Origin of the sequence: Micromonospora sp. U56 (assembly GCF_018070095.1) — a bacterium.
Classification (GTDB): domain Bacteria; phylum Actinomycetota; class Actinomycetes; order Mycobacteriales; family Micromonosporaceae; genus Micromonospora; species Micromonospora purpureochromogenes.
This window is the reverse complement of the sequence record NZ_JAGPYL010000091.1, coordinates 1-26,838: the sequence shown is the minus strand read 5'-3', so window position 1 is coordinate 26,838 and position 26,838 is coordinate 1. Positions and strand designations below refer to the sequence as shown.

The 26,838-nt window shown below is 74.7% G+C and carries 25 protein-coding genes and 1 pseudogene; 6 read left to right on the top strand and 20 right to left on the bottom strand.

The genetic code is table 11. From position 1 onward, the window contains the following. Positions 1-44 precede the first annotated feature (44 nt). Both KBX37_RS25135 and KBX37_RS25130 read right to left on the bottom strand, forming a co-directional pair. A complete protein-coding gene (locus KBX37_RS25135) occupies positions 45-515 on the bottom strand; it encodes a cyclic nucleotide-binding domain-containing protein (RefSeq protein ID WP_210778369.1) in 471 nt (156 codons plus the stop codon). A 58-nt stretch (positions 516-573) separates the two neighbouring features. Then, the gene (locus KBX37_RS25130) at positions 574-990 is read right to left on the bottom strand and encodes an Hsp20/alpha crystallin family protein (protein ID WP_210778368.1); all 417 of its coding nucleotides are present in this window, start codon (positions 988-990) and stop codon (positions 574-576) included. A 178-nt stretch (positions 991-1,168) separates the two neighbouring features. Between KBX37_RS25130 and KBX37_RS34810 the strand changes: the two genes are divergently transcribed. From KBX37_RS34810 to KBX37_RS25115, 3 genes are all read left to right on the top strand, one after another. Beyond that, positions 1,169-3,814: a cation-transporting P-type ATPase gene (locus KBX37_RS34810; protein ID WP_210778367.1), complete on the top strand. Its 2,646-nt coding sequence runs from the start codon at positions 1,169-1,171 to the stop codon at positions 3,812-3,814. 156 nt (positions 3,815-3,970) lie between these two features. Further along, positions 3,971-4,867, top strand: a complete 897-nt coding sequence (locus KBX37_RS25120) for a universal stress protein (RefSeq protein ID WP_210778366.1) — start codon at positions 3,971-3,973, stop codon at positions 4,865-4,867. A gap of 251 nt (positions 4,868-5,118) precedes the next feature. Next, positions 5,119-6,006 (top strand): universal stress protein, encoded by an 888-nt coding sequence (locus KBX37_RS25115; protein WP_210778365.1) that lies wholly within the window; start codon positions 5,119-5,121, stop codon positions 6,004-6,006. A gap of 4 nt (positions 6,007-6,010) precedes the next feature. On the opposite strand, the gene KBX37_RS25110 is transcribed toward KBX37_RS25115, so the two are convergent. The 6 genes from KBX37_RS25110 to KBX37_RS25085 form a co-directional block, all read right to left on the bottom strand. Further along, the gene (locus tag KBX37_RS25110; RefSeq protein WP_210778364.1) at positions 6,011-6,631 is read right to left on the bottom strand and encodes an FMN reductase; all 621 of its coding nucleotides are present in this window, start codon (positions 6,629-6,631) and stop codon (positions 6,011-6,013) included. Next, positions 6,628-7,734, bottom strand: a complete 1,107-nt coding sequence (locus KBX37_RS25105; RefSeq protein ID WP_210778363.1) for an LLM class flavin-dependent oxidoreductase — start codon at positions 7,732-7,734, stop codon at positions 6,628-6,630. Before KBX37_RS25105 ends, KBX37_RS25110 begins: the two co-directional genes overlap by 4 nt. A gap of 270 nt (positions 7,735-8,004) precedes the next feature. Continuing rightward, positions 8,005-8,274: a hypothetical protein gene (locus KBX37_RS25100; RefSeq protein ID WP_210778362.1), complete on the bottom strand. Its 270-nt coding sequence runs from the start codon at positions 8,272-8,274 to the stop codon at positions 8,005-8,007. Positions 8,275-8,349: 75 nt separating this feature from the next. Next, positions 8,350-8,625, bottom strand: a complete 276-nt coding sequence (locus tag KBX37_RS25095) for a ubiquitin-like small modifier protein 1 (protein ID WP_088962682.1) — start codon at positions 8,623-8,625, stop codon at positions 8,350-8,352. 2 nt (positions 8,626-8,627) lie between these two features. After that, complete coding sequence (locus KBX37_RS25090) at positions 8,628-9,704, bottom strand: glycoside hydrolase (protein WP_210778361.1); 1,077 nt, start codon at positions 9,702-9,704, stop codon at positions 8,628-8,630. Positions 9,705-9,786: 82 nt separating this feature from the next. Next, positions 9,787-10,410, bottom strand: a complete 624-nt coding sequence (locus tag KBX37_RS25085) for a DNA-3-methyladenine glycosylase (protein WP_210778360.1) — start codon at positions 10,408-10,410, stop codon at positions 9,787-9,789. Positions 10,411-10,485: 75 nt separating this feature from the next. Between KBX37_RS25085 and KBX37_RS25080 the strand changes: the two genes are divergently transcribed. The 3 genes from KBX37_RS25080 to KBX37_RS25070 all read left to right on the top strand — a co-directional run bounded on the left by KBX37_RS25080 (position 10,486) and on the right by KBX37_RS25070 (position 13,980). Beyond that, the gene (locus tag KBX37_RS25080) at positions 10,486-13,005 is read left to right on the top strand and encodes an AMP-binding protein (RefSeq protein ID WP_210778359.1); all 2,520 of its coding nucleotides are present in this window, start codon (positions 10,486-10,488) and stop codon (positions 13,003-13,005) included. 31 nt (positions 13,006-13,036) lie between these two features. Beyond that, positions 13,037-13,456 carry a DNA-binding protein gene (locus KBX37_RS25075; RefSeq protein ID WP_210778358.1) on the top strand — a complete coding sequence of 140 codons (420 nt, stop codon included), beginning with the start codon at positions 13,037-13,039 and terminating at the stop codon, positions 13,454-13,456. 170 nt (positions 13,457-13,626) lie between these two features. Then, the gene (locus KBX37_RS25070) at positions 13,627-13,980 is read left to right on the top strand and encodes an MmcQ/YjbR family DNA-binding protein (RefSeq protein WP_210778357.1); all 354 of its coding nucleotides are present in this window, start codon (positions 13,627-13,629) and stop codon (positions 13,978-13,980) included. A 38-nt stretch (positions 13,981-14,018) separates the two neighbouring features. Here the strand turns inward: KBX37_RS25070 and argH are convergent, their stop codons facing one another. The 12 genes and pseudogenes from argH to KBX37_RS25010 form a co-directional block, all read right to left on the bottom strand. Then, complete coding sequence (gene argH, locus KBX37_RS25065) at positions 14,019-15,482, bottom strand: argininosuccinate lyase (RefSeq protein ID WP_210778370.1); 1,464 nt, start codon at positions 15,480-15,482, stop codon at positions 14,019-14,021. 82 nt (positions 15,483-15,564) lie between these two features. Further along, complete coding sequence (locus KBX37_RS25060) at positions 15,565-16,767, bottom strand: argininosuccinate synthase (protein ID WP_210778356.1); 1,203 nt, start codon at positions 16,765-16,767, stop codon at positions 15,565-15,567. Then, positions 16,764-17,279: an arginine repressor gene (locus KBX37_RS25055; protein WP_210778355.1), complete on the bottom strand. Its 516-nt coding sequence runs from the start codon at positions 17,277-17,279 to the stop codon at positions 16,764-16,766. The genes KBX37_RS25060 and KBX37_RS25055 overlap by 4 nt, the downstream gene beginning before the upstream one ends. Continuing rightward, positions 17,276-18,202: an ornithine carbamoyltransferase gene (gene argF / locus KBX37_RS25050; RefSeq protein WP_210778354.1), complete on the bottom strand. Its 927-nt coding sequence runs from the start codon at positions 18,200-18,202 to the stop codon at positions 17,276-17,278. Before argF ends, KBX37_RS25055 begins: the two co-directional genes overlap by 4 nt. Then, entirely contained in the window at positions 18,199-19,473 is a 1,275-nt protein-coding gene (locus KBX37_RS25045) for an acetylornithine transaminase (protein ID WP_210778353.1), read from the bottom strand. Before KBX37_RS25045 ends, argF begins: the two co-directional genes overlap by 4 nt. Beyond that, positions 19,470-20,465, bottom strand: coding sequence for an acetylglutamate kinase (argB, locus tag KBX37_RS25040; RefSeq protein ID WP_210778352.1), 996 nt, complete (start codon positions 20,463-20,465; stop codon positions 19,470-19,472). The genes KBX37_RS25045 and argB overlap by 4 nt, the downstream gene beginning before the upstream one ends. Further along, complete coding sequence (argJ, locus tag KBX37_RS25035) at positions 20,462-21,634, bottom strand: bifunctional glutamate N-acetyltransferase/amino-acid acetyltransferase ArgJ (protein ID WP_210778351.1); 1,173 nt, start codon at positions 21,632-21,634, stop codon at positions 20,462-20,464. Before argJ ends, argB begins: the two co-directional genes overlap by 4 nt. After that, entirely contained in the window at positions 21,631-22,632 is a 1,002-nt protein-coding gene (gene argC / locus KBX37_RS25030; RefSeq protein ID WP_210778350.1) for an N-acetyl-gamma-glutamyl-phosphate reductase, read from the bottom strand. Before argC ends, argJ begins: the two co-directional genes overlap by 4 nt. 172 nt (positions 22,633-22,804) lie before the next feature. After that, a complete protein-coding gene (locus KBX37_RS25025) occupies positions 22,805-23,830 on the bottom strand; it encodes an NAD-dependent epimerase/dehydratase family protein (RefSeq protein ID WP_210778349.1) in 1,026 nt (341 codons plus the stop codon). A gap of 8 nt (positions 23,831-23,838) precedes the next feature. After that, positions 23,839-24,627, bottom strand: coding sequence for a glycosyltransferase family 2 protein (locus KBX37_RS25020; protein ID WP_210778348.1), 789 nt, complete (start codon positions 24,625-24,627; stop codon positions 23,839-23,841). Continuing rightward, on the bottom strand, positions 24,624-25,835 hold the full coding sequence (locus tag KBX37_RS25015; RefSeq protein ID WP_210778347.1) for a nucleotide sugar dehydrogenase: 1,212 nt from the start codon (positions 25,833-25,835) through the stop codon (positions 24,624-24,626). The genes KBX37_RS25020 and KBX37_RS25015 overlap by 4 nt, the downstream gene beginning before the upstream one ends. A 261-nt stretch (positions 25,836-26,096) precedes the next feature. Then, positions 26,097-26,838 (bottom strand): annotated as a pseudogene (locus tag KBX37_RS25010) (phenylalanine--tRNA ligase subunit beta); the annotation flags it as partial.

Genomic DNA, 26,838 nt, shown 5'->3' with positions numbered 1-26,838 from the left:
GGGCGGGCCCGCGGGCCGCGACCCCGCAAGCAGGGGCGGGCGGATCAGCTCGCCGACAAGGTCGGGTAGCCGTACAGGTCCAGCAGCCGCGCCCGGGACGCCTGGAGCCGGTCCACCACCACGCTCATGAACCGGGTGGTGAGCTGCCGGCCGAGCGCATCGTCGGCCGCCATCAACCGGCGTACCCCGTCGGCGGTGAACTCCACCGTGGTGGTGCGCCGAACGGCCACCGCGCCGAACTGCCAGCGGTACGGCGGAAAGAGCCAGGACCAGCCGAGCACCCCGCCCGGTCCGATCGTCTCGATGCCCACGTCTCCCCGTCCGGGAACCGGGAAGTCCAGCGCCACCTCGCCGCCCCGGACCAGCCAGAACCGTTCCGCCGGCTGACCGGCGCGGAACAGCCGGTGACCGGGGTGCCAGACCACCGGGCGGGCGTACCCGGTCAGCCGGGGCAGCCACTCCTGCGGCAGCCCGGCCAGGAAGGGATGTTCACGAAGCATGTCCAGCGGGGTCATGCCTGGTCCTCTCCGCCGCGGGCGGGGCCCGGCGAACCGCCGGGCCCCGGATGTCGGCTCAGCGCTTCCCGCCGTGCTCCACGGTCACCGGGATCTCCTCGGCGGTCGGCTCGGTGTCGCCGATCTTCGCGGTGATCTGGAGGATGCCGTCGGCGTAGCGGGCGGCGATGGTCTCCGGCTTGACGCCCGCCGGCAGCGGGATCAGGCGGGAGAACGTGCCGTAGTGGAACTCGGAGCGGACCTTGTCCGCGTGGCCTTCCCGGCGCACCACGTCCAGCCGCAGGTGCTCACCGGTGCGGGTGATCCGGACGTCCTTCGCCGGGTCGACTCCCGGCAGCTCGGCGCGAACCACGTACCGGTCTCCGTCGAGGTAGTCCTCGACCCGGATCGTCGGCGCCAGCAGCGGGAACCAGGAGAGATTCGTCCAGTCGAACGGCGCGAGCGCGCCGCCCCGGAACTTCGTGACGGTGGACATCGTCGACCTCCTTGTCGCTAGTCCTGACTCCATCCGACTCCTCCGGCGCCCGTGGCGTCAGGGCCGTTGGTCCCGGGCCGGGCGGGCGCAACGCCTCTGCCCCACCCGCGCCCACGGCGGGAGGGTGGAGCGGGACGGCGTGCCCGCGACGCGCCGCGGGGAGGCGGGGAGGTCACCGGTGACGACGACCGGCGAACGAGGCGGGACGCGGGAAGCCATCCACGACGGGATCGCCCCGGTCGGGCTCCGGGCGGCCGAGGCCGCCGATCGGCTCCGCGCCGACGGCCCCAACACGGTCGCGCCGCCGCCGCGCCGGCACCTGGCCGTACGGGTCCTGCGGCAGCTCACCGATCCGCTGGTGGCGCTGCTGCTCGCCGCGGCCGTGGTCACCACCGTGCTCCGCGACTACCCCGACACCGCGGTGATCGTCCTGGTCGTGCTGGTCAACACGGCCATCGGCGTGGTCCAGGAGGTCCGCGCGGACCGGGCGATCGCCGCGCTGGACCAGCTCGCCGCGCCCACCGCCCGGGTGGTCCGGGACGGCCGCGACCTGATGGTGCCGGCCGCCCAGGTCGTCCGCGGCGATCTGGTCCGCGTCGAGGCCGGTGACGTCGTCCCGGCCGACCTGCTGCTGACCGAGGCGAGCCGGCTGCACCTGGACGAGTCCGCGCTGACCGGCGAGGCGGTGCCGGTCGAGCGCGCCGCAGGCGGGGAGGCGCTGGCCGGGACGGTGGTCACCACCGGCCGGGCCGCCGGCAACGTGGTCCGGACGGGACCGGCCAGCGCGCTGGGCCGGATCAGGGCGCTGGTGGCCGGCACCCGGCCCGCCGCCACCCCGTTGCAGCGCCGGCTGGCGGGGCTCGGCCGCCTGCTCGGGCTGGTCGCGGTGGTGCTGTCCGCGCTGGTCTTCGTCGTCGGCGTGGTCGGCGGCCGGCCGCTGGTGGACATGGCGATCACGGCGGTGAGCCTGGTCGTGGCGGCGGTGCCCGAGTCGCTGCCGGCGGTGGTGACCCTGGCGCTGGCGCTGGGCGCCCGCCGGATGGCCGGCGCGCACGCCATCCCGCGCCGGCTGCACGCCGTGGAGACGCTCGGCTCGGTGACCGTGATCGCGTCGGACAAGACCGGCACCCTCACCGAGGGACGGATGGCGGTGCAGCAGGCGGTGACCGCCGACGGGGCGCGCTACGCGGTCACCGGCGCCGGGTACGCCCCGCACGGCAGGGTGCACCGGGGCGGGGCGGCGGTGGCCGTACCGGAGGAGCTGCGCCGGCTGGCGCGGGCCGGGCTGCTGTGCAGCGACGCCGCGCTGTCGCCGCCGGACGACGAGCGGCCCGACTGGGGCGCGGTGGGTGACCCGCTGGAGGCGGCGCTGGTCGCCTTCGCGGGCCGCTGCGGCATGGACCCGGAGGCCACCCGCGCCGCCTGGCCCCGGGTCGCCGAGCACCCGTTCGACCAGGCCACCCGCCGCATGGTCACCGTCCACCGCTCCTGTGACCGGCAGTACCTGGTGGTCTGCAAGGGTGCCCCGGAGAGCGTCCTGGCCGCGCCGCTGGTCGACGCCTCCGACCGGGAGGTCGCCGAGCTGACCGCCACCGCCCACCGGCTGGCCGGCGAGGGGCTGCGGGTGCTCGCCGTCGCGGCCGCCCTGGTGGACGCGGCGCCCGACCCGGCCGCGCCGACCGGGCTGCGCCCGATGGGGCTCGTCGCCGTCGGTGACCCGCTGCGCGCGGGCGCCCCGGAAATCGCCGACAGCTTCGACGCCGCCGGGGTACGGCTGCTGCTGATCACCGGCGACCACCCGGCCACCGCCGCCGCGATCGGCGGTCAGCTCGGCCTCTGGCGCGACGGCGACCCCCTCGTCCGCGGCGACCACGAGGACCCGGCCGCGGCGCACCCGCAGGCGCGGGTGTTCGCCCGGACCCAGCCGGAGCAGAAGCTCGACATCATCGCCGGCCTCCAGTCGCGGGGTCACGTGGTGGCGATGACCGGTGACGGGGTCAACGACGCCCCGGCGCTGCGCCGCGCCGACATCGGGGTGGCGATGGGCGGCGGCACCGAGGTCGCCCGGCAGGCCGCCGACCTGGTGCTGGTCGACGACGACCTGTCCACCGTGGCCGCCGCGATCGGCGAGGGCCGCCGGATCTACGACAACATCCGCCGGTTCCTGCGCTACGCCCTCTCCGGCGGCGTGGCGGAGATCGCCGTGATGCTGCTCGGCCCGCTGTTCGGGCTGGCCGTACCGCTGCTGCCGGCCCAGATCCTCTGGGTCAACCTGCTCACCCACGGCGTGCCGGGGGTGGCCCTCGGCGCGGAACCGGCGGAGCCGGGAACGCTGCGCCGCGCGCCCCGGTCGCCGCAGGAGTCGGTGCTCGGCGGCGGGCTCGGCCGAGACGTCCTGGTCACCGGCGCGCTGATCGCCGCCGTGGTGCTCGGCGCGGGCGTGGTCGCCGCGCACCGGGGCCTGCCCTGGCAGTCGGTGGTGTTCGTGGTGCTGGGGCTGGCCCAGCTCGGGGTGGCGCTGGCGGTCCGGGCGCCCCGCCCGGCGGGCGCCCGCCGGGCCAACCCGGGCCTGCTGGCCGCGGTCGCCGGGGCGGCGCTGCTCCAGGTCGGCGGGGTGCAGCTCGGCCCGCTGCGGGAGCTGCTCGGCACCGACCCGCTCGGGCCGGGTGTCCTGCTGGGCTGCGCGGCGGTCAGCGCGCTGCCCGGGCTGGCGCTGCGGCTGGCCCGCCGCCGGAGCCCCGACGGCGCCGCGACCCTGCCCGCTCCTCGGTCTCCGGTCGGTGCCCCGAGCGGCCCGGGCCGGCACGACGAGCCGGTCGGCTGACCGCCGACGGCGCACGGGCGGCGCAGCGGGCGGTGCTCCGGCGCGGTCGCCGGGGACGGGAGCGGGGACGGGACCAACGGCCCCGGCGGCGGGCCTACCGCCCCTGTCCGTCCGGCCGGCACGGGACGACGCTGAAGACAACCGAAGGAGGACGTGATGACCATCAGATCCGGTGCTCCCGTCGTGGTGGGCGTGGACGGTTCGGGTTCGGCCCTGGAGGCGGTGCGGGTCGCCGCCCGGGAGGCCGCGGCGCGGCACCGCCCGCTGCGCGTGGTGCACGCGTTCATCTGGCCGCTCCTGGGCGCGCCGCTGGGCCCGGTGCCGGCCGCCCCGCCCGACGCGGGCCTGCGTCACGAGGCCGAACGGATCGTCGCCGACGCGGTGACCGAGGCTGCCAAGTTCGCACCCGAGGTCGCCGTCACCGGCGAGGTCGTGGACGGCGCGGCCACCCCGGTGCTGCTCGGCGAGGCCCGGGACGCGGTGCTGCTGGTGCTCGGTCACCGGGGGCTCGGCGGCTTCGCCGAACTGCTGATCGGGTCGGTCGCCGTGCAGGTCTCCGCCCGCGCCGAATGCCCGGTGCTGGTGGTCAAGGGCGAGGCCCGGGCGGACGGCCCGGTGCTGGTCGGCGTCGACGGCTCGGCCCTGTCCACCGAGGCGCTGGGGTTCGCCTTCGAGGAGGCCGCGCTGCGGGACACTGGACTGGTGGCGGTGCACGCCTGGCTCAGCCCGACCCCGGTCGGCCCCGGCGACATGCTGCCGCTGGTGTACGACGTGGACGCGCTCGCCGCCGAGGAGGAGCGGGTCCTGGCCGAGGCGCTGGCCGGCTGGTCGGAGCGGTACCCGCAGGTGCCGGTGCGGCACCGGGTGGCGCACGGCGCGCCGGCCCGGGTGCTGGTGGAGGAATCGGCCGCGGCGCAGGTGACCGTGGTCGGCGCGCACGGCCGCGGCGCGTTCACCGGGGCGCTGCTCGGCTCGGTGAGCCACGCGGTGCTGCACCACTCGCACGGCCCGCTGGCGATCGTCCGGCACCGCCGCGAGGGCCAGAAGTCCTGAGCCCGACGAGGGCGGGAAGTCCGACAGCCGCCGTCCGCGCTGACCGCACCCCGGCCGGCGCGGACGCCGCGTACCGCGCCGGCCGTTCCCGGTTGGCATGGCACGGACGTGTCGCGCCGTGGAAGGCGGGCCCGGGTGGCACGGACGCGTCGTCTCCGGCCGGCTCGCCCGGGATGGCGGCGCGGCGCGTCCCGCCGAATGCCGGCCTGGCCGGGCGGGTACGTCGACAATGACCTGACCGAGCACTGGGGGTGCAGATGAACCGTCCTGTCGTGGTGGGCGTCGACGGATCGCCGTCCAGCCTGGTCGCCGCCGAACACGCGGCCCGCGCCGCCGAGCTGCGGCGCCGGCCGCTGCACCTGGTGCACGGCTACCTGCACCCGCTCGGCTACGGCGTGCCGCTCAACCCGTACGACCTGGGGTTGCCGGCGCCGACCGAGGAGTCGGGGAAGATGCTGGAGCGCACCGCCGCCGAGCTCGCCGGCCGGTGGCCCGGACTGACCGTCGAGGTACGCCAGGTCGCCGGCGGCCCCGGCGCCACTCTGATCGAGGAGTCCCGCCGCGCCGACCTCGTCGTGGTCGGCAGCCGGGGCCTGGGTGGCTTCGCGGGGCTGCTGCTCGGCTCCGTGGGCGCCCAGGTCGCCGCGCACGCGCACTGCCCGGTGCTGGTGATCCGCCCCGAGGAGCAGCCGATCCCAATGGACGGGCCCGTGGTGGCCGGGGTGGACGGCTCGGAGTCCGCCCGGCTGGCCGCCGGGTACGCCGCGGACGAGGCGGCCCGCCGGAACGTGCCGCTGGTGCTGGTGCACGTCGGCCCGCCGGACGGGGACCGTCCGGTGCCGGAGGAGGTCGAGGAGTCGCAGGCCGCGTACCACGCGGAGGCGGTGCGGCTGCTCGCCGGGGCGTCCGCCGCCGTCCGGGCCGACCACCCGGACCTGGTGGTGCGCGAGCATCCGGTCCGGGCGGCCGGCGCGGCGCAGGGACTCATCGAGGCGAGCGGTGCGGCCTCGATGCTGGCGGTCGGCACCCGGGGCCGGGGCGGCTTCACCGGGCTGCTGCTCGGCTCCGTCAGCCAGACGGTCGTGCAGCACGCGCGCTGCCCGGTGCTGGTCGCCCACCCGTACGACCGGGCGGACTGACTCCTCAGCTGTCCCGGCCGAGGAGCTGCGCGAAGTCGGTGGTGAGGGCGAACGGGTCGACCGGGCCGGTCGACGGCGGTCGCCGGTCCACCTGGTCGGCCAGCTCGGCGGCGGCGCGCAGGATCCGGCCGCGCAGCGCGCCGTCGGCGGTGCCGCCCGACCAGTCCTCCGGGGCGGCGAAGACCACGGTAGGGACCACCACCGCCCGCAGGTAGCTGAACATCGGGCGGACGGCGTGCTCCAGGGCGAGCGAGTGTCGCGCGGTGCCGCCGGTCGCGGCGACCAGCACCGGCCGGTCGACCAGCGACCCGGCCTCCACCACGTCGAAGAAGGACTTGAACAGCCCGTTGTACGACGCGTTGAAGATCGGCGTGACCGCCACGACGCCGTCCGCGCCGGCCACCGTGTCCAGGGCCTCGCGCAGCGCCGCCGACGGGAACCCGGTGAGCATGTTGTTCACCACGTCGTGTGCGTGGTCGCGCAGCTCGACGGTGCGCAGCTCGACCTCGTGGCCGCGCCGGACCAGCTCGTCGCGGGCGGCCGCGGCGAGCTGGTCGGCGAGCAGTCGGGTCGAGGAGGGCTGGCTGAGGCCGGCCGAGACCACGGCCAGGGTGCGCCGGGTCATCGGGTCGCCTCCGTACCGGCCAGGCCGGCGGCGTCCCGGGCGGCGAGCAGCGAGGCGTGCGTGGGCGCCTCGGGCACGTGCGCGGGGCGCAGCGCGTCGAACTCCTTGCGCAGCACCGGGACCACCTCCTCGCCGAGGATGTCGAGCTGCTCCAGGACGGTCTTCAGCGGCAGGCCCGCGTGGTCGACGAGGAACAGCTGCCGCTGGTAGTCGCCGACGTACTCGCGGAAGCCCAGCGTGCGGTCGATGACCTGCTGTGGGCTGCCCACGGTCAGCGGGGTCTCCCGGCTGAACTCCTGCAGCGACGGCCCGTGCCCGTAGACCGGGGCGTTGTCGAAGTACGGCCGGAACTCCCGGACCGCGTCCTGCGAGTTCTTCCGGACGAACACCTGCCCGCCGAGGCCGACGATGGCCTGCTCCGGGCTGCCGTGCCCGTAGTGGGCGAAGCGCTGCCGGTAGAGCCCGACCATCCGCTGGGTGTGCTCCTTGGGCCAGAAGATGTGGTTGGCGAAGAAGCCGTCGCCGTAGTAGGCCGCCTGCTCGGCGATCTCCGGGCTGCGGATCGAGCCGTGCCAGACGAACGGCGGCACGCCGTCGAGCGGGCGCGGCGTCGAGGTGAACGACTGCAACGGGGTACGGAAGCGGCCCTGCCAGTCGACCACGTCCTCGCGCCAGAGCCGGCGCAGCAGGTCGTAGTTCTCGATGGCCAGCGGGATGCCGTTGCGGATGTCCTGGCCGAACCACGGGTAGACCGGCCCGGTGTTGCCGCGACCCATCATCAGGTCCACCCGGCCGTCGGCCAGGTGCTGGAGCATGGCGTAGTCCTCGGCGATCTTCACCGGGTCGTTGGTGGTGATCAGCGTGGTCGAGGTGGAGAGCAGCAGCCGCTGCGTGCGCGCCGCGATGTAGCCGAGCATGGTGGTGGGCGACGAGGGCACGAACGGCGGGTTGTGGTGCTCGCCGGTGGCGAAGACGTCGAGGCCGACCTCCTCGGCCTTCAGCGCGATGGCGACCATCGCCTTGATCCGCTCATGCTCGGTCGGTTCCCGACCGTTGGTCGGGTCGACCGTGACGTCACCGACGGTGAAGACTCCGAACTGCATGACCAGCTCCTCGCGTGGGAAGACCGGGGCCGCGGTGGCCACCCGGACGCTGCCCACAACATATTTGACGAATCAACTATTCCGCCACCGAAGTGTCGTGGGGTGGCCCCGGTCACCGTGGGGGCGGCGGGTAGTGCGACGTCAGCGGCGGTGCCCGGCTGAACGATGGTCCGGCGAGCGATATGCCGGTGAGGCATGAATATGCCTGGCAGGCATATCGCTCACCGGGAACCATCTCCCGGCGGCGACCACCCGTGCGGTGGGTACCTCTCACCGTGCGGCTCCGGCGCGGGGTGAGCGGGGCGCGGCGGCCCGGGCACGGGGTAGGCCCGGCCGGACAGCGGCGGGGCCGGATCGGGTTGGCGTGGGAAACGCCCCGGAGGCCGGGTGGAACCCGCCGGGGTGGTGCGGCGGCGTCGTCCGGCGGCCCTTGCGGACGAGCAGGACCACGCCGAGCACGACCAACCCGACGATCAGCAGCAGCAGGACGACGAGGCAGGCCAGCCGGCCCACGACGTAACCCGCCTGGGGCGCATCCATGCCGCCGCTCCCCTGTCCGTCCTGGGTGAGCGCCGAATGCTAGCGATCATGGACACGGCGGCTGCCCGTCGGGCGTCAGCCGCCGGCCACCGAGGGCAGCACCTGCACCTCGGCCCCGTCGGCGACCGGCGCGGCCACTCCCCCGGCGTGCCGGCAGTCCTCCCCGTCGACGTAGACGTTGACGTACCGGCGCAGTTCGCCCCGCTCGTCGCGGATCCGGCGGGCCAGCCGGGGCCAGGAGTCGGCGAGCGCGTCGAGGACGGCCCCCACCGACCCGGCGGCCTCCACGGTGAGCCGGCTCGCGCCCCCGGCCTCGCCGCGCAGCGGACCCGGCACCAGCACGGTGACCATCGTCAGACCTCCGCCGCCCGGACGCAGAGCACGTCCGGCAGGTGGGCGGCGACCAGCGACCAGGAGTCGCCGTCGTCGCGGCTGGCGTAGACCTCGCCGGAGCGGGTGCCGAAGTAGACGTCGCCGGCCCCGCCCGCGCACATCGCGTCGCGCAGCACCGAGGGGTGGAACGGCTCGTCCGGCAGCCCCACCGACAGCGGCTCCCACTTGTCGCCGGCGTCGGTCGAGCGGAACACCCGGCACCGGTGGTCGACCGGGTACCGCTGGGAGTCGGCGACCAGCGGGAACGTGAAGACCGTGCCGGGGCGCGACGGGTGGGCCACGATCGGGAAGCCGAAGTCGCTGGGCAGGCCATCGGCGATCGACGACCAGGTGCGGCCGTCGTCGTCGGAGCGGTAGACGCCGTGGTGGTTCTGCGCGTAGAGCCGCTCCGGGTTGCCCGCGTCCCGGGCGACCTTGTGCACGCACTGGCCGAACTCGGGCCACTCGTCAGGCAGGAAGTAGGCCCGGATGCCGGTGTTGCCCGGCGACCAGCTCCGGCCGGCGTCCTCGGAGCGGTAGACGCCGCCGGTGGACATGGCGACCAGGATCCGGTCGGGGTCGCGCGGGTGCGGCAGCACGGTGTGCACCGCCTGACCGCCGAAGCCGGCGCCCCACTGCTCCCGGTGCGGGTGGTCCCAGAGCGAGCGGACCAGCGTGAAGCTGCGCCCGCCGTCGGTGGAGCGGAACAGCGCCGAGGGCTCGGTGCCCGCCCAGACCACGTCCGGCGCGTCCGCCCCGCCCGGGACGATCTGCCAGACCCGGCCGAGGCTGGCGCCGGTGTCGGCCGGGAAGGCCACCGGCGCCTGCTCCGGCTCGGCCCAGGAGGCACCGAGGTCGTCGCTGGTGGCGACGCTCGGCCCGAAGTGCGAGCTGGTCATCCCGACGAGCAGCCGGGGCGTGCCGGGGCGGGGGTCGACGGCGACGGCGTAGACCCCGGTCATCGGGAAGTGCGGGCCGCTCACCTCCCAGCCGCGCCCGCCCGGGCTGGTGGCGAGGAAGAGCCCCTTGGCGGTGCCGATCGCGAGCAGCGTGGGCATGACCGTCCTCCGATCACTCGTGAGCGCGTGGCGTGATTATGGCCACACCCCCCGACAGGATCGCCCGGCCACGCCGGGAGGCTCAACCCCGCGCGCGCGGGACGTGCCGCCGATAGCTGCTCACCGTCGGATCGCCGGTGATCCAGAACCGCCAGGGCACGTCGTGCGCCCCGGTCACCCCGACCCGGGGGCCGGCGGAGATCGCCGCCTCCGGCACCGGCGCCACCGCCGGCCACAGCCGGACCGGGCCGTCGCCGAGCAGGTCCAGGCCATACGCCGAGCGGTCGATGCCGAGGGTCGCGCAGAGCCGCGCCGGGCCGCGCGCCAGGTCGACGTCCCGGCGTACGGCGGGTCGGCGCGCGCGGGCCGCTTCGAGGCCGTCGACCACCTCGGCGGCGCGCAGCAGCACCGCGGCGGCCTCGCCGTCCGGGCCGGTGACCACGTTCATGCACCAGTGCATGCCGTAGGTGAAGTAGACGTAGGCGTGGCCGGCCGGGCCGAACATCACCGCGTTGCGCGGGGTGCGCCCCCGGTGCGCGTGCGAGGCGGGGTCGCCGGCCGTCCCCGCGTACGCCTCGACCTCGGTGATCCGGACGGTGACGCCACCGGCGGAGAGCCGGCAGCCGAGCAGCCCGCGTGCGGCGGGCACCAGCGGCCCGGCCAGCAGGTCGGCCAGCGGCGCGAGGTCGGTGCGGGTGGAGGTCACGCGACCACGGTACCCAGCCGTGTGTCTCGCCACCTGCCCTTCTGATTAGGGTTGCCTCACCTTAGAGTGACCCCCGTGACGCACCCGCCTGACCTGCTGCCGGCCGTGCGCGCGGTGCCCTTCGCCCGCGACCTGGCCGACCACGGTGACCGCCCCGCCGTGGTCACCGCCGACGGCGTGCTGTCGTACGCCGAGCTCGCCGGCCGGGTTGCCGAGACCGCGCGCCGGCTGGGCCCGCGGCGCCGGCTGGTGCTCGTCACCGGCGCCAACACGGTCGACGCCCTGGTGGGCTACCTGGCCGGCCTGCACGGCGGACACCCGGTCCTGCTGGTGCCCGGCGACGGCCCGGCGACCCGGGCGCTGACCGAGGCGTACGACCCGGACGTGGTGATCGGGCCGGTCGACGGGGTGTGGACGCTGCACGAGCGGCGGGCCGGGTCGGCGCACGAGCTGCACCCTGACCTGGCGCTGCTGCTGAGCACGTCGGGGTCGACCGGCTCGCCGAAGCTGGTCCGGCTGTCGCACGCCAACCTCCAGGCCAACGCCGAGTCGATCGCCGAGTACCTGGGGGTGCGGGAGACCGACCGGGCGGCGACCAGCCTGCCGCTGCACTACTGCTACGGCCTGTCGGTGGTGAACAGCCACCTGGCCCGGGGCGCCGCGCTGGTGCTGACCGACCGCTCGGTCGCCGACGACTGCTTCTGGGAGCTGTTCCGCCAGGCCCGGGCCACCAGTTTCGCCGGGGTGCCGTACACCTTCGACCTGTTGGACCGGGTCGGCTTCGCCGCGATGAACCTGCCGCACCTGCGCTACGTGACCGCCGCCGGCGGCCGGCTGGCGCCGGAGAAGGTGGTCCGCTTCGCCGAGCTGGGCCGGCGCAGCGGCTGGGACCTGTTCGTCATGTACGGGCAGACCGAGGCGACGGCCCGGATGGCGTACCTGCCGCCGGACCTGGCGGCCACCCGACCGGAGGCGATCGGCGTGCCGGTGCCGGGCGGCGAGTTCCGGCTCGCCGCGCTGCCGGAGCAGCCGGACGGCGTCGGCGAGCTGGTGTACGCCGGCCCGAACGTGATGCTCGGCTACGCCGAGCGCCCGGCCGACCTGGCGTCGGGGCGTACCGTGACCGAGCTGCACACCGGCGACCTGGCCCGTCGCGGCCCGGACGGCCTGTACGAGCTGGTGGGCCGGCGCAGCCGGTTCGCCAAGATCCTCGGCCTGCGGGTGGACCCGCAGCGGGTGGAGGCGCTGCTGGCCGCGCACGACGTGGACGCGGCCTGCCTGGGCGCGGACGACGAGCTGCTGGTGGCGGTGGCCGGCGAAATGGACCCGGCGCGGGTCCGCCGACTGGTCGCGGGCGAGCTGGCCCTGCCACCCCGGGCGGTGCGGGTGCTGGCGCTGCCGCGGCTGCCCCGGCTGGCCACCGGCAAGGTGGACTACCCGGCGCTGCGCGAGTTGGCGGCCGGGCCGGTCGCCCCGCCCGCGCCGTCGGCCCCCGCCCCCGACGACGACCTGTGCCGGCTCTTCGCCGAGGTGCTGGACCGCACCGACGTGACCCCGGAACACAGCTTCGTCGACCTGGGCGGCGACTCGCTGTCGTACGTCGAGATGTCGGTCCGCCTGGAGGGGGTGCTCGGGCAGCTGCCGCCGAACTGGCACACCCTGCCGATCGGGGCGCTGCCCGCGCCGCGCGGCGGTCGGCCGCGCCGCCGGCGGGCGCTGGAGACCAGCGTGGCGCTGCGGGCGGTGGCGATCGTGCTGGTCGTCGGCTCGCACATCCCGATGTTCACCCTCACCGGCGGGGCGCACCTCCTGCTCGGGGTGGCCGGCTTCAACTTCGCCCGGTTCCTGCTCACCGACGCCGGACGGGCCGACCGGCTGCGGCAGGTCCGCTCCGCCCTGACCCGGATCGTGCTGCCCACCACCGCCTGGATCGCGGCGATGCTGGTCCTCACCGACCAGTACCGGTGGAGCAACCTGCTGCTGCTCAACAGCCTCGTCGGCCCGGACGACGGGCGCACCGAGTGGCACTTCTGGTTCGTCGAGGCGCTCGTCTACATCCTGGTCGCGGTGGCCGTGCTGCTGGCGGTGCCGGCGATGGACCGGCTGGAACGCCGCCACCCGTTCGGCCTGCCGCTGGCCCTCGCCGGGCTCGGGCTGCTCAGCCGCTACGACGTGTTGGGCCTGGACGCCCGGTACGACCTGCCGACGGCGATCGTGGCGTTCTGGCTGTTCGCACTCGGGTGGGCGGCGGCCCGCGCCGACGGGGTACGGCAGCGGCTGCTGGTCACCGCCGCGGCGGCGGCCACCGTGCCGGGCTTCTTCGGCCAGCCGCAGCGGGAGGCGTTGATCGTGGCCGGGTTCGCGCTGCTGGTCTGGCTGCCGACGGTGCCGAGCCTGGGTCCGCTGAACCGGCTGGCCGGCGTGCTGGCCGGCAGCTCCCTGTACATCTACCTCACCCACTGGCAGGTTTACCCGCACCTGCGCGACCAGCCGCTGCTGGCCCTGGTGGCGTCGCTGGCGCTGGGCGTCGGGTACGCGGCCCTGGTGCAGCGGGCCGGACCGGTCGTCAACGGTCTGTTGAAAAGATTCCGTTGACACGACGGGCTCGGTGCGGTCTGCTGGAGGCGTGACCGACGACGCTTTCACCGCCCCCGACGCGGCGCGCGCCCGCGCCCACCGCACCTGTGCCGCGCTGGAACGGATCACCGCGCGGCACGCCGGCACCGAGGCCCGTCGCGGGCGTCACACCAACCCGTACCTGGCCGATCCGTACGAGGCGGTCGCGCTGGTGACCGCCCTCGCCGCCGGTGGGGCGGAGCGGGAGCCCGGCGAAGAGCCGGTCGACGAGGCCGACCTGACGGCGGCATTGACCCTCCTGCCCCACCTGCGCGCCGAGCTCGACACCCTGGAGGCCGGGCTGCTGACCCTCGCCCGGGGGCGCGGCATGACCTGGCAGGCGATCGCCTTCGGGCTGGGGTTGGGCAGCGCGCAGGCCGCCAAGCAGCGCTTCGAGCGGGTGTCCGCCCGCACCGCCGGCACCGACTGAGCGGCGATCGCGCTCCTGCCGGCCACCCGAAACGTCGAGGCGCCGGCTCCCGACCGCCCGATCAGCGCCGCGGGGCCGGCTTCCCGACCGCCCGGTCGGCGCGGAGGGGGCCCCGGGGCTGGACGGGTCGGAGAGACTGTGCCGGTGACCGCTGCCACCGGGAGGACGCGATGACGCGCGACGAGATGCTGGCGTACTGCCTCGGGAAGCCGGGCGCCCGGCTGGACCAGCCCTGGGAGGGCGACGAGGTGGTGAAGGTGGGAAGCCGGATCTTCGCCTTCCTCGGCTCGCCGGACGGCGAGGCGCGGGTCGGCGTGAAGTGCGGCCCGAACCGGGAGGTCGCCGACGAGTGGATCCACCGGTTCCCGGGCGACGCGAAGGCGTCGGCGTACATCGGGCGGTCGGGGTGGAACTCGCTGCGCCTCGACGGCGCGATTCCGGACGACGAGCTGGTCGAGGCCGTCGACGGCTCGTACGACGCGGTGGTGGCGACGCTGCCTAAAGGGGTGGGGCCGACGGTGTGAGGGTGGGCGCGGCGCCGCGCCGCGCCGACCCGTCGACCTCAGCGGGGTACGACCCGCTCCCTGGCCCACTCCCGCCAGCCGGCCAACTTGTCGGCGGCGGCGGCGAGCTGGTCGGCCACCGGGCCGGGGCCGGTCGAGCCGGGCGTGGTCCGGGCGGCCAGCGCGGAGCGGACCGAGAGCACGTCGCGCACGCTCGGGTCCAGGTGCTCGCTGACCGTGGCGAGGTCGTCGTCGGAGACCTCGTCCAGGGCGCAGTCCCGGGCCACGCAGAGCGCGACGAGCTTGCCGGTGATCTCGTGCGCGTCGCGGAACGGCACGCCCTTGCGGACCAGCCAGTCGGCCACCTCGGTGGCCAGCGAGAAGCCCACCGGCGCGGCGGCGACCAGCCGGTCGACGCGTACCGTCATCGTGGAGATCATCCCCGCCAGGGCCGGCAGCAGCAGTTCCAGGGTGTCGACCGCGTCGAAGGCCGGCTCCTTGTCCTCCTGCATGTCCCGGTCGTAGGTCATCGGCAGGCCCTTGAGCATGGTGAGCACGCTCATCAGCCCGCCGACGAGGCGGCCGGACTTCCCCCGGGCCAGCTCGGCGACGTCCGCGTTCTTCTTCTGCGGCATGATCGACGAGCCGGTGGCGAAGGCGTCGTCGAGCTCCACCCAGCCGAACTCGTGCGAGGTCCAGAGCACCACCTCCTCGCCGAGGCGGGACAGGTGCACCCCGACCAGCGCGGTGACGAAGAGGAACTCGGCGACGAAGTCCCGGTCGGCGACGGCGTCCATCGAGTTGGCGAAGGACGTGCGGAAGCCCAGCTCCTTGGAGACGGCCACCGGGTCCAGCGGCAGGCCGGAGCCGGCCAGCGCGCCCGCCCCGAGCGGGCTGATCGCGGCTCGGTGGTCCCAGTCGCGCAGCCGCTCCAGGTCGCGCAGCAGCGGCTGCACGTGGGCGAGCAGCCAGTGCCCGAAGGTGACCGGCTGGGCGTGCTGGAGGTGGGTCATCCCGGGCGCGGCGGTGTCCACGTGCCGCTCGGCCTGCTCGACCAGCGCCTCGGCCAGCTCGACCAGCCGGCCGGCCACGCCCCGGGCGTGGTCGCGCAGGTAGAGCCGCAGGTCGGTGGCGACCTGGTCGTTGCGGGACCGCCCGGCGCGCAGCTTGCCGCCGAGGCTGCCGAGCCGCTCCAGCAGGCCGCGCTCCAGGGCGGTGTGCACGTCCTCGTCGTCGACGGTCGGGCGGAACTGCCCGGAGGCGCAGGCCGCCTCCAGGTCGTCCAGCGCGGCCAGGATGCGACCCAGCTCCTCCGGGTCGAGCAGGCCCGCGCCGGCCAGCACCCGGGCGTGCGCCCGGGAGCCCGCGATGTCGTACGGGGCGAGGCGCCAGTCGAACTGGACACTCACCGACAGCCGCGCGAGGGCTTCGGCGGGGCCGCCGGCGAACCGGCCACCCCACAGGCTCGTCCGGTTGGTGGCGGCGCTGTTCTCGGTCAGGCTCTTGTCGTCCACCAGGCCCATTGTGGCAGTGCTCACCTTTCGCTCCCGACTGCGGGACTCACTCGCTGCGCTCGTTCATTCCTCGCGCTCGCACCCACGGTTCCTAGCCGCCCAGCCGGGCGTCGCGTGCGGCGGCCATCTTGCTCGGCAGGCCCCACAGCTGCACGAAACCCTTCGCCAGGGACTGGTCGAAGGTGTCGCCCGTGTCGTAGGTGGCCATGCCGAAGTCGTAGAGGCTGGCCTCGGAGCGCCGGCCGGTGACGGTGGCCCGGCCGCCGTGCAGGGTGAGCCGCACCTCGCCGGAGACGTGCCGCTGGGCATCGTCGATGAAGGCGTCCAGGCTGCCCTTGAGCGGCGAGAACCAGAGGCCGTCGTAGACCAGCTCGCCCCAGCGCTGGTCGACGCCGCGCTTGAACCGGGCCAGGTCGCGCTCGACGGTGACCGCCTCCAGCTCCTGGTGGGCGGTGATCAGCGCGATCGCGCCGGGGGCCTCGTACACCTCGCGGCTCTTGATGCCGACGAGGCGGTCCTCGACCATGTCGAGCCGGCCGACGCCCTGGGCGCCGGCGCGCCGGTTCAGCTCCAGGATCGCCTGGTACGGGGTGACGGTCTCGCCGTCGATGGCGACCGGGTTGCCGGCGTCGAAGGTGATCACGACCTCGTCGGCGTCGCGCGGCTCGGCCGGGTCGGCGGTGTAGGAGTACAGGTCCTCGATGGGACCGTTCCAGATGTCCTCCAGGAAGCCGGTCTCCACCGCGCGACCCCAGAGGTTCTGGTCGATGGAGTACGGCGACTTGGCCGACACGTCGATCGGCAGGCCCTTCTCCTCGGCGAAGGCGATGGCCTTGTCCCGGGTCCAGGCGAAGTCCCGGGCCGGGGCGATGATCTTCAGGTCGGGGGCGAGTGCGCTCAGCCCGACCTCGAAGCGGACCTGGTCGTTGCCCTTGCCGGTGCAGCCGTGCGAGACGATCGTGCCACCGTGCTTGCGGGCCGCGGCCACCAGGTGCTTGACGATCAGCGGCCGGGACAGCGCGGAGACCAGCGGGTATCGGTCCATGTAGAGGGCGTTGGCGCGCATCGCCGGCAGGCAGTAGTCGGCGGCGAACTCGTCGCGCGCGTCGACCACCTCGGACTCGACGGCGCCGCAGTCCAGCGCGCGCTGCCGGATGGCGTCGAGGTCCTCGCCGCCCTGTCCGACGTCGACGGCCACCGCGACGATCTCGGCGCCGGTCTGCTCGGCGAGGTACGGAATGGCCACGGAGGTGTCGAGACCTCCGGAGTAGGCAAGGACGACCCGCTCGGTCATGGTGTGGTGCTCCCTTCAACATTTTCTTCCCGGCGGGCCCACCCGGCGAGCTTGTCGCCGAGCGCGGCCCCGCCGACGGCCTCGCGGGCCACGACGAGGATGGTGTCGTCGCCGGCGATGGTGCCGACGATCTCGGGCAGGCCCGCTCGGTCCAACGCGCTGGCCAGGTAGTGGGCTGCGCCCGGCGGGGTGCGCAGTACGGCGATGTTGCCGCTGGCGTCGACCCCGTTGAGCAGCTCGCGCAGCAGCCGGACCAGCCGGGCCGGGGCTGCCTCGGCGTCCCGCAACGGCCGCTGGCCGTCCTCGGGGATCAGGTAGACGCCCCGCCCGTCGCCGCCGCGGGCGGTGACCGCGCCCAGCTCCTTGAGGTCGCGGGAGAGGGTGGCCTGGGTGACCTGGATGCCGTCGGTGGCGAGCAGGTCGGCCAGCTCGGTCTGCGAGTGGATCGCCTTGTCGCGGATCAGCTCGACGATGCGGCCGTGCCGGGCGGCGCGGGTCAGCGGGGCGGTCATGTGGAGGCCTCCAGGAGATACGTCAGCAGCGCCTTCTGGGCGTGCAGGCGATTCTCCGCCTGGTCGAAGACCGCGCTGCGCGGCCCGTCCAGCACCTCGTCGGTGATCTCCTCGCCCCGGTGCGCGGGCAGGCAGTGCAGCACGATCACGTCGGCCGCGGCGTGGGCCAGCAACGCGTCGTTGACCTGGTACGGCAGGAACGGGGTGATCCGGTCCAGCCCGTCGTCCTCCTGGCCCATCGAGGTCCAGGTGTCGGTGGCGACCACGTCGGCCCCGCGGACCGCCTCGACCGGATCGACGAGCGCCCGGACCGATCCGCCGGTGCCGAGGGCGATCTTCTCGGCGCGGGCCACCACGTCGGGGTCGGGCTGGAAATCGTCCGGGCCGGCGACCCGCACGTGCATCCCGGCGGTCGCGCCGGCGAGCAGGTAGGAGTGCGACAGGTTGTTGGCGGCGTCGCCGACGTACGCCAGGGTCCGCCCCCGGGTGCCGCCGCAGTGCTCGCGGACGGTGAGCAGGTCGGCCAGCAGCTGGCAGGGGTGGTAGCCGTCGGTGAGGGCGTTGACCACCGGCACGGTGGCGTGCGAGGCGACCTCGGCGATCCGGTCGTCGCCGTGGGTACGCAGCACGATCGCGGCGACGTAGCGGGACAGCACCCGCCCGGCGTCGGCGAGGGACTCGCCCCGCCCGAAGTGGGTGACCTGGGTGTCCACGACCAGGGGGTGGCCGCCCAGCTCGGCGATGCCGGCGTCGAAGGAGATCCGGGTGCGCAGGCTCTGCTTGTCGAAGAGCACCGCCACCGACCGTGGCCCGGCCAGCGGCGTGTACGCGTACCGGTCGGCCTTCATCCGGGCGGCCAGGTCGAGCACGGTGGACTGCTCGGCGGGGGTCAGGTCGTCGTCGCGCAGGAAGTGCCGGATCATGCGTTGACCTCCGTGGCGCTGGTCGTGGTCGGGGCGGCGGCCGGCGCGAGGCCGGCGGGCGCCGCCGTGTCGGCCGGCACCGCCATGTCGGCCGCCGTGTCGGCGGGCGCCGCCGCGTCGAGGGCGGCGGGGAGGGCGGCCAGGAAGGCGTCGACCTGGTCGGCGGTGAGGATCAGCGGCGGGGCGAGCCGGACCACGTCCGGCTGCACCGGGTTGACCAGGAAGCCCGCCTCGCGCAGCGCGGCGGTGACCGGGCCGGAGGCCGGGGCGGTGAGCACGATCCCGAGCAGCAGGCCGGCGCCCCGGACCTCGGCGACCAGCGGGTGGCCGAGCGCCTCGACGCCCCGGCGCAGCCGTTCACCGGTCCGCTTGACGTGGTCGAGCAGCCCCTCGCTGGCGATGGTGGCGACCACCGCCAGGGCGGCCGCGCAGCTGACCGGGTTGCCGCCGAAGGTGGTGCCGTGCGAGCCGGGTGCGAGCAGCTCACCGGCCCGGCCGAAGGCGAGGCAGGCCCCGATGGGCAGCCCGCCGCCGAGCCCCTTGGCCAGGGTCACCACGTCCGGCTCGATCCCGTCGGCCTGGTGGGCGAACCAGTGCCCGGTGCGGCCGATCCCGGTCTGCACCTCGTCCAGGACCAGCAGGGCGCCGTGCCGGGCGGTGATCCGCCGCGCGTCGGCCAGGTAGCCGGCGGGCGGCACGACGACGCCGTTCTCACCCTGGATCGGCTCCAGGATCACCATGGCGGTCGCGTCGCTGACGGCCGCGTCGAGGGCGGCGGTGTCGCCGTACGCCACGTGGGTGACGTCGCCGGGCAGCGGGCGGAACGGGTCGGCCTTGGCGGGCTGGCCGGTGAGCGCGAGCGCCCCCATGGTCCGACCGTGGAAGCCGCCCCGGGCCGCCACCACCTGGCTGCGGCCGGTGAGGCGGGAGAGCTTGAACGCCGCCTCGTTGGCCTCCGCGCCGGAGTTGGCGAAGAACACCCGGCCCGGCCGGCCGGCGAGGGCCAGCAGCAGCTCCGCCAGGGCCACCGGCGGCTCGGCGACGAACAGGTTGGAGACGTGGCCCAGGGTGGCGACCTGCCGGGAGACGGCGGCCACCACGGCCGGGTGGGCGTGGCCGAGGGCGTTGACCGCGATGCCGCCGAGCAGGTCGACGTACTCCCGGCCGGCCTCGTCGACCACGACGGCGCCGGAGCCGGAGACCAGCGCCAGCGGCGGCGTGCCGTAGTTGTCCATCAGGGCCTGGCCCCAGCGTTCGACCAGCGTGCTCATGCGGGAACCGTGCCTTCCTCGTTCGCGACTGCGGGGCTCGCAAGCTCACTCCTCGCGCTCACCGAGCCTTCGTTGTTCGCGACTGCGGGGCTCGCAAGCTCACTCCTCGCGCTCACGACCATCGTGCCGAATCCTTCCGAGGTGAAGACCTCCAGCAGCGTGGAGTGGGCGACCCGGCCGTCGACGACGTGCGCGGCGGGCACGCCCCCGCGCACCGCCCGCAGGCAGGCCTCCATCTTCGGGACCATCCCCGACTCCAGGGACGGCAGCAGCTTGGCCAGCTCGTCGTCGGTGATCTCGCTGACCAGGCTGGTGGTGTCCGGCCAGTCGGCGTACAGGCCGGCCACGTCGGTGAGCACGACCAGCTTGCGGGCGTCGAGGGCGACGGCGAGCGCGGCGGCGGCGGTGTCGGCGTTCAGGTTGTGCAGCACCCCGTCGGCGTCCGGCGCGACGGTCGAGATGACCGGGATCCGGCCGGCCGCGATCAGGTCGGTCACCGCCGAGACGTCGACCGACTCCACGTCGCCGACCTGCCCGACGTCCACCGGCTGCCCGTCGACGTACGCGGGCCGGCGGACGGCGGTGAACAGCCCGGCGTCCTCGCCGGAGAGGCCGACGGCGAACGGGCCGTGCGCGTTGATCAGCCCGACCAGTTCCCGGCCGACCTGCCCGACCAGCACCATCCGGACGACGTCCATCGCCTCGGGGGTGGTGACCCGCAGGCCGCCCCGGAACTCGCTGGCGATGCCGAGCCGCCCGAGCATGGCGGAGATCTGCGGGCCGCCGCCGTGCACGACGACCGGCTTGAGGCCGGCGTACCGGAGGAAGACCATGTCGGCGGCGAAGGCGCGCTGCAGCGCGGGTTCGACCATGGCGTTGCCGCCGTACTTGACCACGACGGTCGCCCCGGAGAAGCGGGCCAGCCAGGGCAGCGCCTCGATCAGCGTCTCGGCCTTGACCTGGGCCCGGGTGAGGTCCGCGGAGAGGCTCATGACGAGTACGCCGAGTTCTCGTGCACGTACGCGTGCGACAGGTCGTTGGTCCAGATCGTCGCGGCCGAGGACCCGGCGTGCAGGTCGATCCGGATGCTGACGTCCCGGCCGGACAGGTCGACCTTGGCGCGGTCCTCGGCGGCGGCGCCGGAGCGGCACACCCAGATCCCGTTGACCGCGACGTCGACACCGTCCGGCTCGAAGGCGGCGGCGGTGGTGCCCACGGCGGCGAGGATCCGCCCCCAGTTCGGGTCGTTGCCGAACAGCGCGGTCTTGACCAGGTTGTTCCGGGCCACCGACCGGCCCACCTCGACCGCGTCGGCCTCGGTGGCGGCACCGACCACGTCGATCGCGATCTGCTTGGTCGCGCCCTCGGCGTCGGCGATGAGCTGCTGGGCCAGGTCGTGGCAGGCGGCGGTGACCGCGGCGGTCAGCTCGGCGGCGGTGGGCTCGACGCCGGAGGCGCCGCTGGAGAGCAGCAGCACGGTGTCGTTGGTCGACATGCAACCGTCGGAGTCGATCCGGTCGAAGGTGACCCGGGTGGCGGCGCGCAGCGCGGCGTCGAGCGCCTCCGGCCCGGCGACCGCGTCGGTGGTGAGCACGCAGAGCATGGTCGCCATGGCCGGGGCGAGCATCCCGGCGCCCTTGGCCATGCCGCCGACGGTCCAGCCGCTGCCCCGGGCGACGGTGGTCTTGGGGCAGGTGTCGGTGGTCATGATCGCCTCGGCGGCCGCCGTGCCGCCGTCGCGGCCGAGCCCCCGGATGGCGCTGCGCACGCCGGGCAGCAGCTTCTGCATCGGCAGCCGCTCGCCGATCAGGCCGGTGGAGCAGATCGCGACCTCGCCGGCGCCGAGCATCAGCCGGGGGCTGACCGAGGTCAGCGCGGCGGCGGTGTGCTCGGCGGTGGCGTGGGTGTCCTGGAAGCCGGCCGGACCGGTGCAGGCGTTGGCGCCGCCGGAGTTGAGCACCACGGCGCGGACCACGCCGCCCCGGACGACCTGCTGGGTCCAGAGCACCGGCGCGGCCTTGACCCGGTTGGCGGTGAAGACGCCGGCGATCCCGGCGTCGGGGCCGTCGTTGACGACGAGGGCGAGGTCGGCGGCGCCGCTGGTCTTGAGCCCGGCGGCGACCCCGGCCGCCCGGAATCCCCGGGGGGTGGTGACGGTCATGGCGCGACTCCGAAGACGGGAAGGCCGGTGGTCTCGGGCAGGCCGAGCATGAGGTTGGCGCACTGCACGGCCTGGCCGGCGGCGCCCTTGCCGAGGTTGTCGATCGCGCTGACCACGATCACCCGGCCGGAGTCGACGTCGACGCCCGCCTGGAGGTGGCAGGAGTTCGAGCCGGCCGTGGCGGCGGTGTGCGGCCACGCGCCCTCGGGCAGGACGTGCACGAACGGCGCGTCCGCGTACGCCCGGGCCAGCACGTCGCGCGGGTCGGCGTCGCCGGTCGGCACCGCGGTGACGGTGGCGAGGATGCCGCGCGGCATGGGCGCGAGCACCGGGGTGAAGGAAAGGCTGGTCGCGCCGGTGGCCTGCTTGATCTCCGGCACGTGCTGGTGGGCGCCGACCTTGTAGGGCGACAGGTCACCCATCACCTCGCTGCCGAGCAGGTGGGCCTTGGCGGCCCGGCCGGCGCCGGAGGTGCCGGAGGCGGCGACCACCACCACGTCGGCGGGGAAGACCGCGCCGGCGGCGATCAGCGGGGCCAGGGCGAGGGTGGTGGCCACGGCGTAGCAGCCGGTGCTGGCCACCCGGGTCGCGGCGGCGATCGCCGCCCGCTGGCCGGGCAGCTCGGGCAGGCCGTAGGTCCAGGCGCCGGCGTGCGTGCCGCCGTAGTAGCGGGCCCAGGCGTCGGCGTCGTGCAGCCGGTGATCCGCGCCGAGATCGACCACCTTGACCGTCGCCGGCAGGGCGGCGGCGAGGGCCGCCGACTCGCCGTGCGGCAGGGCCAGGAAGACCAGGTCCGCGTCGACCAGCGCCGCCGGGTCGGTCGCCGTGAGCGTCAGGTCGAGGCCGGCGAGCTGCGGGTGTACGGCGCTCACGGGCTGGCCGGCCTGGCGGTGGGCGGTGGCGGCGACGAGGTCGAGCTCGGGGTGCCCGGCGACCAGGCGCAGCAGCTCACCCCCGGCGTATCCGCTCGCACCGGCGACCGCGACTCGGATGCCCATACTCACCTCCGCATGACTATGCAGAGAAGGCTAACGGCCCGAACCCCCTCCCTGCAAGTTCATACGTCCCACTGCATGGACATGTGATCGTGACTCCGGTCACCGGGCAGCAAAACGCCCGGCCCGGGTCGCGGGACGCGAACCGGGCCGGGCGGGACGACAACGGGCGAAACTACAGGCGGCCCTCCTCGACCGCCCGGGTCACCCACGGCACGACCTCGTCGAGCATCTCGTCCAGCGAGGTGGTGGCGGTGAAGTCCAGGACCTCGCGGGCCTTGGCCACGTCCGGCACCCGCTTCTGCACGTCGTACTGGTAGGGCTCGTCGGAGACGTAACGGAACGGCACGTCCGGGCCCTTGATCTTGCGCCAGATCAGCTCGGCCAGCTCCAGCACGCTGGTCGACTCGGCGGTGGAGAGGTTGAAGTCCTCGTTGCGGGCCGCCGGGTGCTCCACCGCGGTGGCGATGCCCCGGGCCAGGTCCCCGCCGTAGGTGTAGTGCCGCACCTGGTGGCCCTCGCCGAGGATGTGCAGCGGATCCTGCCCCTTGACGATCTTCTGCACCAGGTCCGGCACGACGTGCGACATGGCGAGCTTGACGTTGCCGGAGAGCACCTCGGCCTGGCCCAGCGCCCGCCCCTCCCCCACGCCGACGCAGTTGAACGGCCGGACGATGGTGTACGGCAGCTGGTACTGCTCCCAGGCGGCCCGGGCGTAGTACTCCACGGCCAGCTTCTGGAAGCCGTACGAGGACAGCGGCGGCGGGATGCGCCGCTCGTCGCCCTCCTTGCTGGGCCAGTGCTCGGTGGACTCGTAGACCATCGAGGAGGAGAGGTAGGTGACCTTCGCCAGGCTGCCGTCGCGGTGGGCGCGGATGGCCGCGTCGCAGGTGGCTGCCATGATCCGCTCGTTGGTGGCGAGCAGGTCGTAGGCGTAGGCGTGGAAGTAGGAGATGCCGCCGATCATCGCCGCCCCGGCGACCAGGTGGTCGCAGCCGTCCAGCAGCTCGGTGAGCAGGTCGACGTCGCGGGCGTCGCCCTCCACGAACCGGAACCGGGGATGGGTGTCGTAGCTGTGGGTGACCGGGCCGTACTTGGAGAAGTTGTCGATGCCGACCACCTCGTGGCCCCGGCCCAGCAACTCCTCGACGAGGTAACCGCCGATGAAGCCGGCCGAACCAGTTACCAGGACCTTCGCCACGTGCGCTCCTATGCGGTCTTCTCGTACTCGGTGCTGTCCCGCTCGCCGCGCGGGGCGGGCACGGCCGGGGTCGTGCCGGCGGTCAGCTTCTCCCGGCTCAGCCGTCGACCGTAGGCGAAGAAGTACCACCGCAGGTAACCGGGGAGGAACCGACCCAGGTCGAAGTGGGACTCCCCCAGCGGCCGGTCCAGCCAGATGGTGGGGATCTCGGCGACCGGCAGCCGCAGCCGGGTGGCCTTCGCGGTCAGTTCCAGCCCGATCTCGAAGCCGGTGCGCGACTCGATGCCGACCTCCCGGACGAACGCCGTGTCGTACGCCTTGAAGCTGTTGGTGGCGTCCCGGGTGCCCACCCGGGCCAGCGTGTAGAGGCTGCGCCCCGCCCAGCGGGACATCATCCGCTTCAGCCGGGGCCCGCCGACCTGCTGCCCGCCGGGCATGTAACGGGAGGCGGCGGCGACCACCACGCCCCGGTCCACCAGCCGGGCCAGCTCGTCGATCTGGCGCGGATCGTCACAGCCGTCGGCCATGGTGACCACGACGACCGGGGCGAGCGCGGCGTCGATGCCGAACCGGATGGCGTTGGCCGGCCCGCGCCCGTACGTGTTGAGCACCGCGCGCACCCGCGGGTCGGTGCGGGCGATCTGCTCGACGTACGGGACGGTGGTGTCCTCCGGCATGTCGTGCACGATCAGCACCTCGGCCGGGAGCAGCATCTCGCGCAGCATCCGTTCGAGGCAGCGCAGGATGGCCTCGCCCTCGTTGTAGACCGGCACGATCACCGACACCCGGGGCCTCACACCCGCACCCCCGTCCCGGTCAGACCCCACATGTCGATCACCGGCTTGTCGGTGTCCAGCCGGGCGTACTGCTCGTGCGGGGCGGCGATGACCAGCAGATCGGCCCGGCGCAGCACCTCGTCCAGGTCGACCAGGCGCCCGTCGGCGACGTACGGGTCGGTGCAGATGGTCTCCCGGGTCTTCAGCGCCAGGATCTTGCGCAGCTTGTACGCCAGGCTCTCCCGCGGGTCGTCCGAGCCGCCCTTGAAGGCCATCCCGAGGATGCCCACGGTCAGCTCGGACAGGTCGAACCGGTCCTCCAGCCGGGACACCAGGTAGAGCGGCAGCCCCTCGTTGATCAGCATCGCGGAGTGGCCCAGCACGAAGTTGTTCCGGTTGAACGCGGCCAGCTGCATGGTGTCCTTGAACAGGCACGGCCCGGCGGCGAAGCCGGGCATCGGCAGGTCCGCCGCGCGCGGGTAGTCGTGGGCGACCGCGTGCCGGATCCGGGCGAAGTCCAGCCCGAAGTCGTTGGCCATCATCCAGAACTGGTTGGCGGTGGCGAACTTGATGTACCGCCAGGTGTTGGTGAACAGCTTCGCCAGCTCCGCCTCCTCCGGCTCGAGCGGGACGATCTGCTCGGTGAGGTGGCGGAACAGCTTCTCCGCCCGGGCCAGGGCGGCGGGGGTGCGGGCCGCGACGATCTGCGGCAGCGTGAACAGCTCGGTCATCGCCCGGCCCTCGGCGATCCGCTCCGGGCAGAACGCCACGTCGGCCTTGACGCCCTTGCCGGCGAGCAGCTTCTCGGTCAGCGCCGTCACGCCGGGGTAGACGGTGCTGCGCAGCACCACCAACTGCCCGTCGCGCAGGTGCTCGGCGCAGCGCTCCAGCGCGCGGGGCACCGCGCCCAGGTCCGGGTTGAGGTGCTCGTCGACGGGCGTGCCGACGACCACCACCAGGTGCTCGGAGGTGCCCACGGCGACCGGGTCGGTGGTGGCCCGCAGCCGGCCGGCGGAGACCGCCTCGGCCAGCACGTCGGCCGCGCCCGGCTCGGCGAAGGGCAGGGTGCCCGCGTTCACCGTGGCGACCGCGTCGGCGTTGATGTCGTACAGCACGACGGAGAGGCCGCGGGCGGCGAACGCGATGCCCAGCGGCAAGCCGACCCGGCCGCAACCCCCGACGATGCAGACGTCGACGGAGAGCGGCGCGGGGCCCGGATCCTCGGACATGGGGTCAGCTCCCGGTGGGGGTGGTGGGGGGTTATCGAGGTGGTGAGTCGGAATCCAAGCAGGTTAACCGCTTCCAGGTGACCGGTGGGTAGCCGAACATGCCGTCGGCGGTGGCCTTTCGGCCGATGCCTCACCCTGCGTAGGGGGCCGGTCACCCTCACTGGAACGCGGCAGGCCGTGACCCCGCACTACCGACATCGGCCGGCGACGGACCCGACGAGGGCCCCTCCCGCCGCCGCGGAAGGGGCCCTCGCTGGCCGGTCAGGCGCCGCGCAGCGTGGCGCCGAACCGCTGCGCCGCGAGGGCGACGGCCGCGTCGCGGGCGGCCACCGCCTCCTGGGCGGTCAGCGTCCGGTCCGGGGCCCGGAAGGTGAGCTTGTACGCCAGCGACCGGCGTCCCGCGCCGAGCTGCTCGGAGGCGTACACGTCGAAGAGCCGGACGCTCTCCAGCAGCTCGCCGGCGCCCTCGACCAGCGCCCGCTCCACCTGGGCCGCGGGCACCGACTCGTCCAGCACCAGCGCCACGTCGATCAGCGCCGGCGGGAAGCCGGACACGGTCGGCGCGGGCGCGACCGGCGGGGCCGGCAACGCGTCCAGGTCCAGCTCCATGGCGCTGGTGCGGCGGGGCAGCTCCAGTGCCGCCACCACGGCCGGGTGCAGCTCGCCGGCGTGACCGACGATCGCCCCGTCGACCAGCAGCTCCGCGCAGCGCCCCGGGTGCCAGGGCGCGTACTCGACGGCCCGCACCTCGATCCGGTCCGCCGGGATGTCGGCGGCGGCGAGCACCACCCGGCCGGCCTCGACCGCGTCCGCCCAGCCGGCCGCCCGACCCGGCCCCCACCAGCCGGCCAGGTCGACGTCGCCGGCCAGCACGACCGCGACGTGCCGCGGCTGGAGCGGCACCACCGCGTCGGCGGCGGCGAACTCGGCCTCGGGGGGCCGCCGGTCCACGCCCCTCGCTGGGGGGGTGCCGGCGCCGGGGCGCGGGTGGTCGACCGTCACG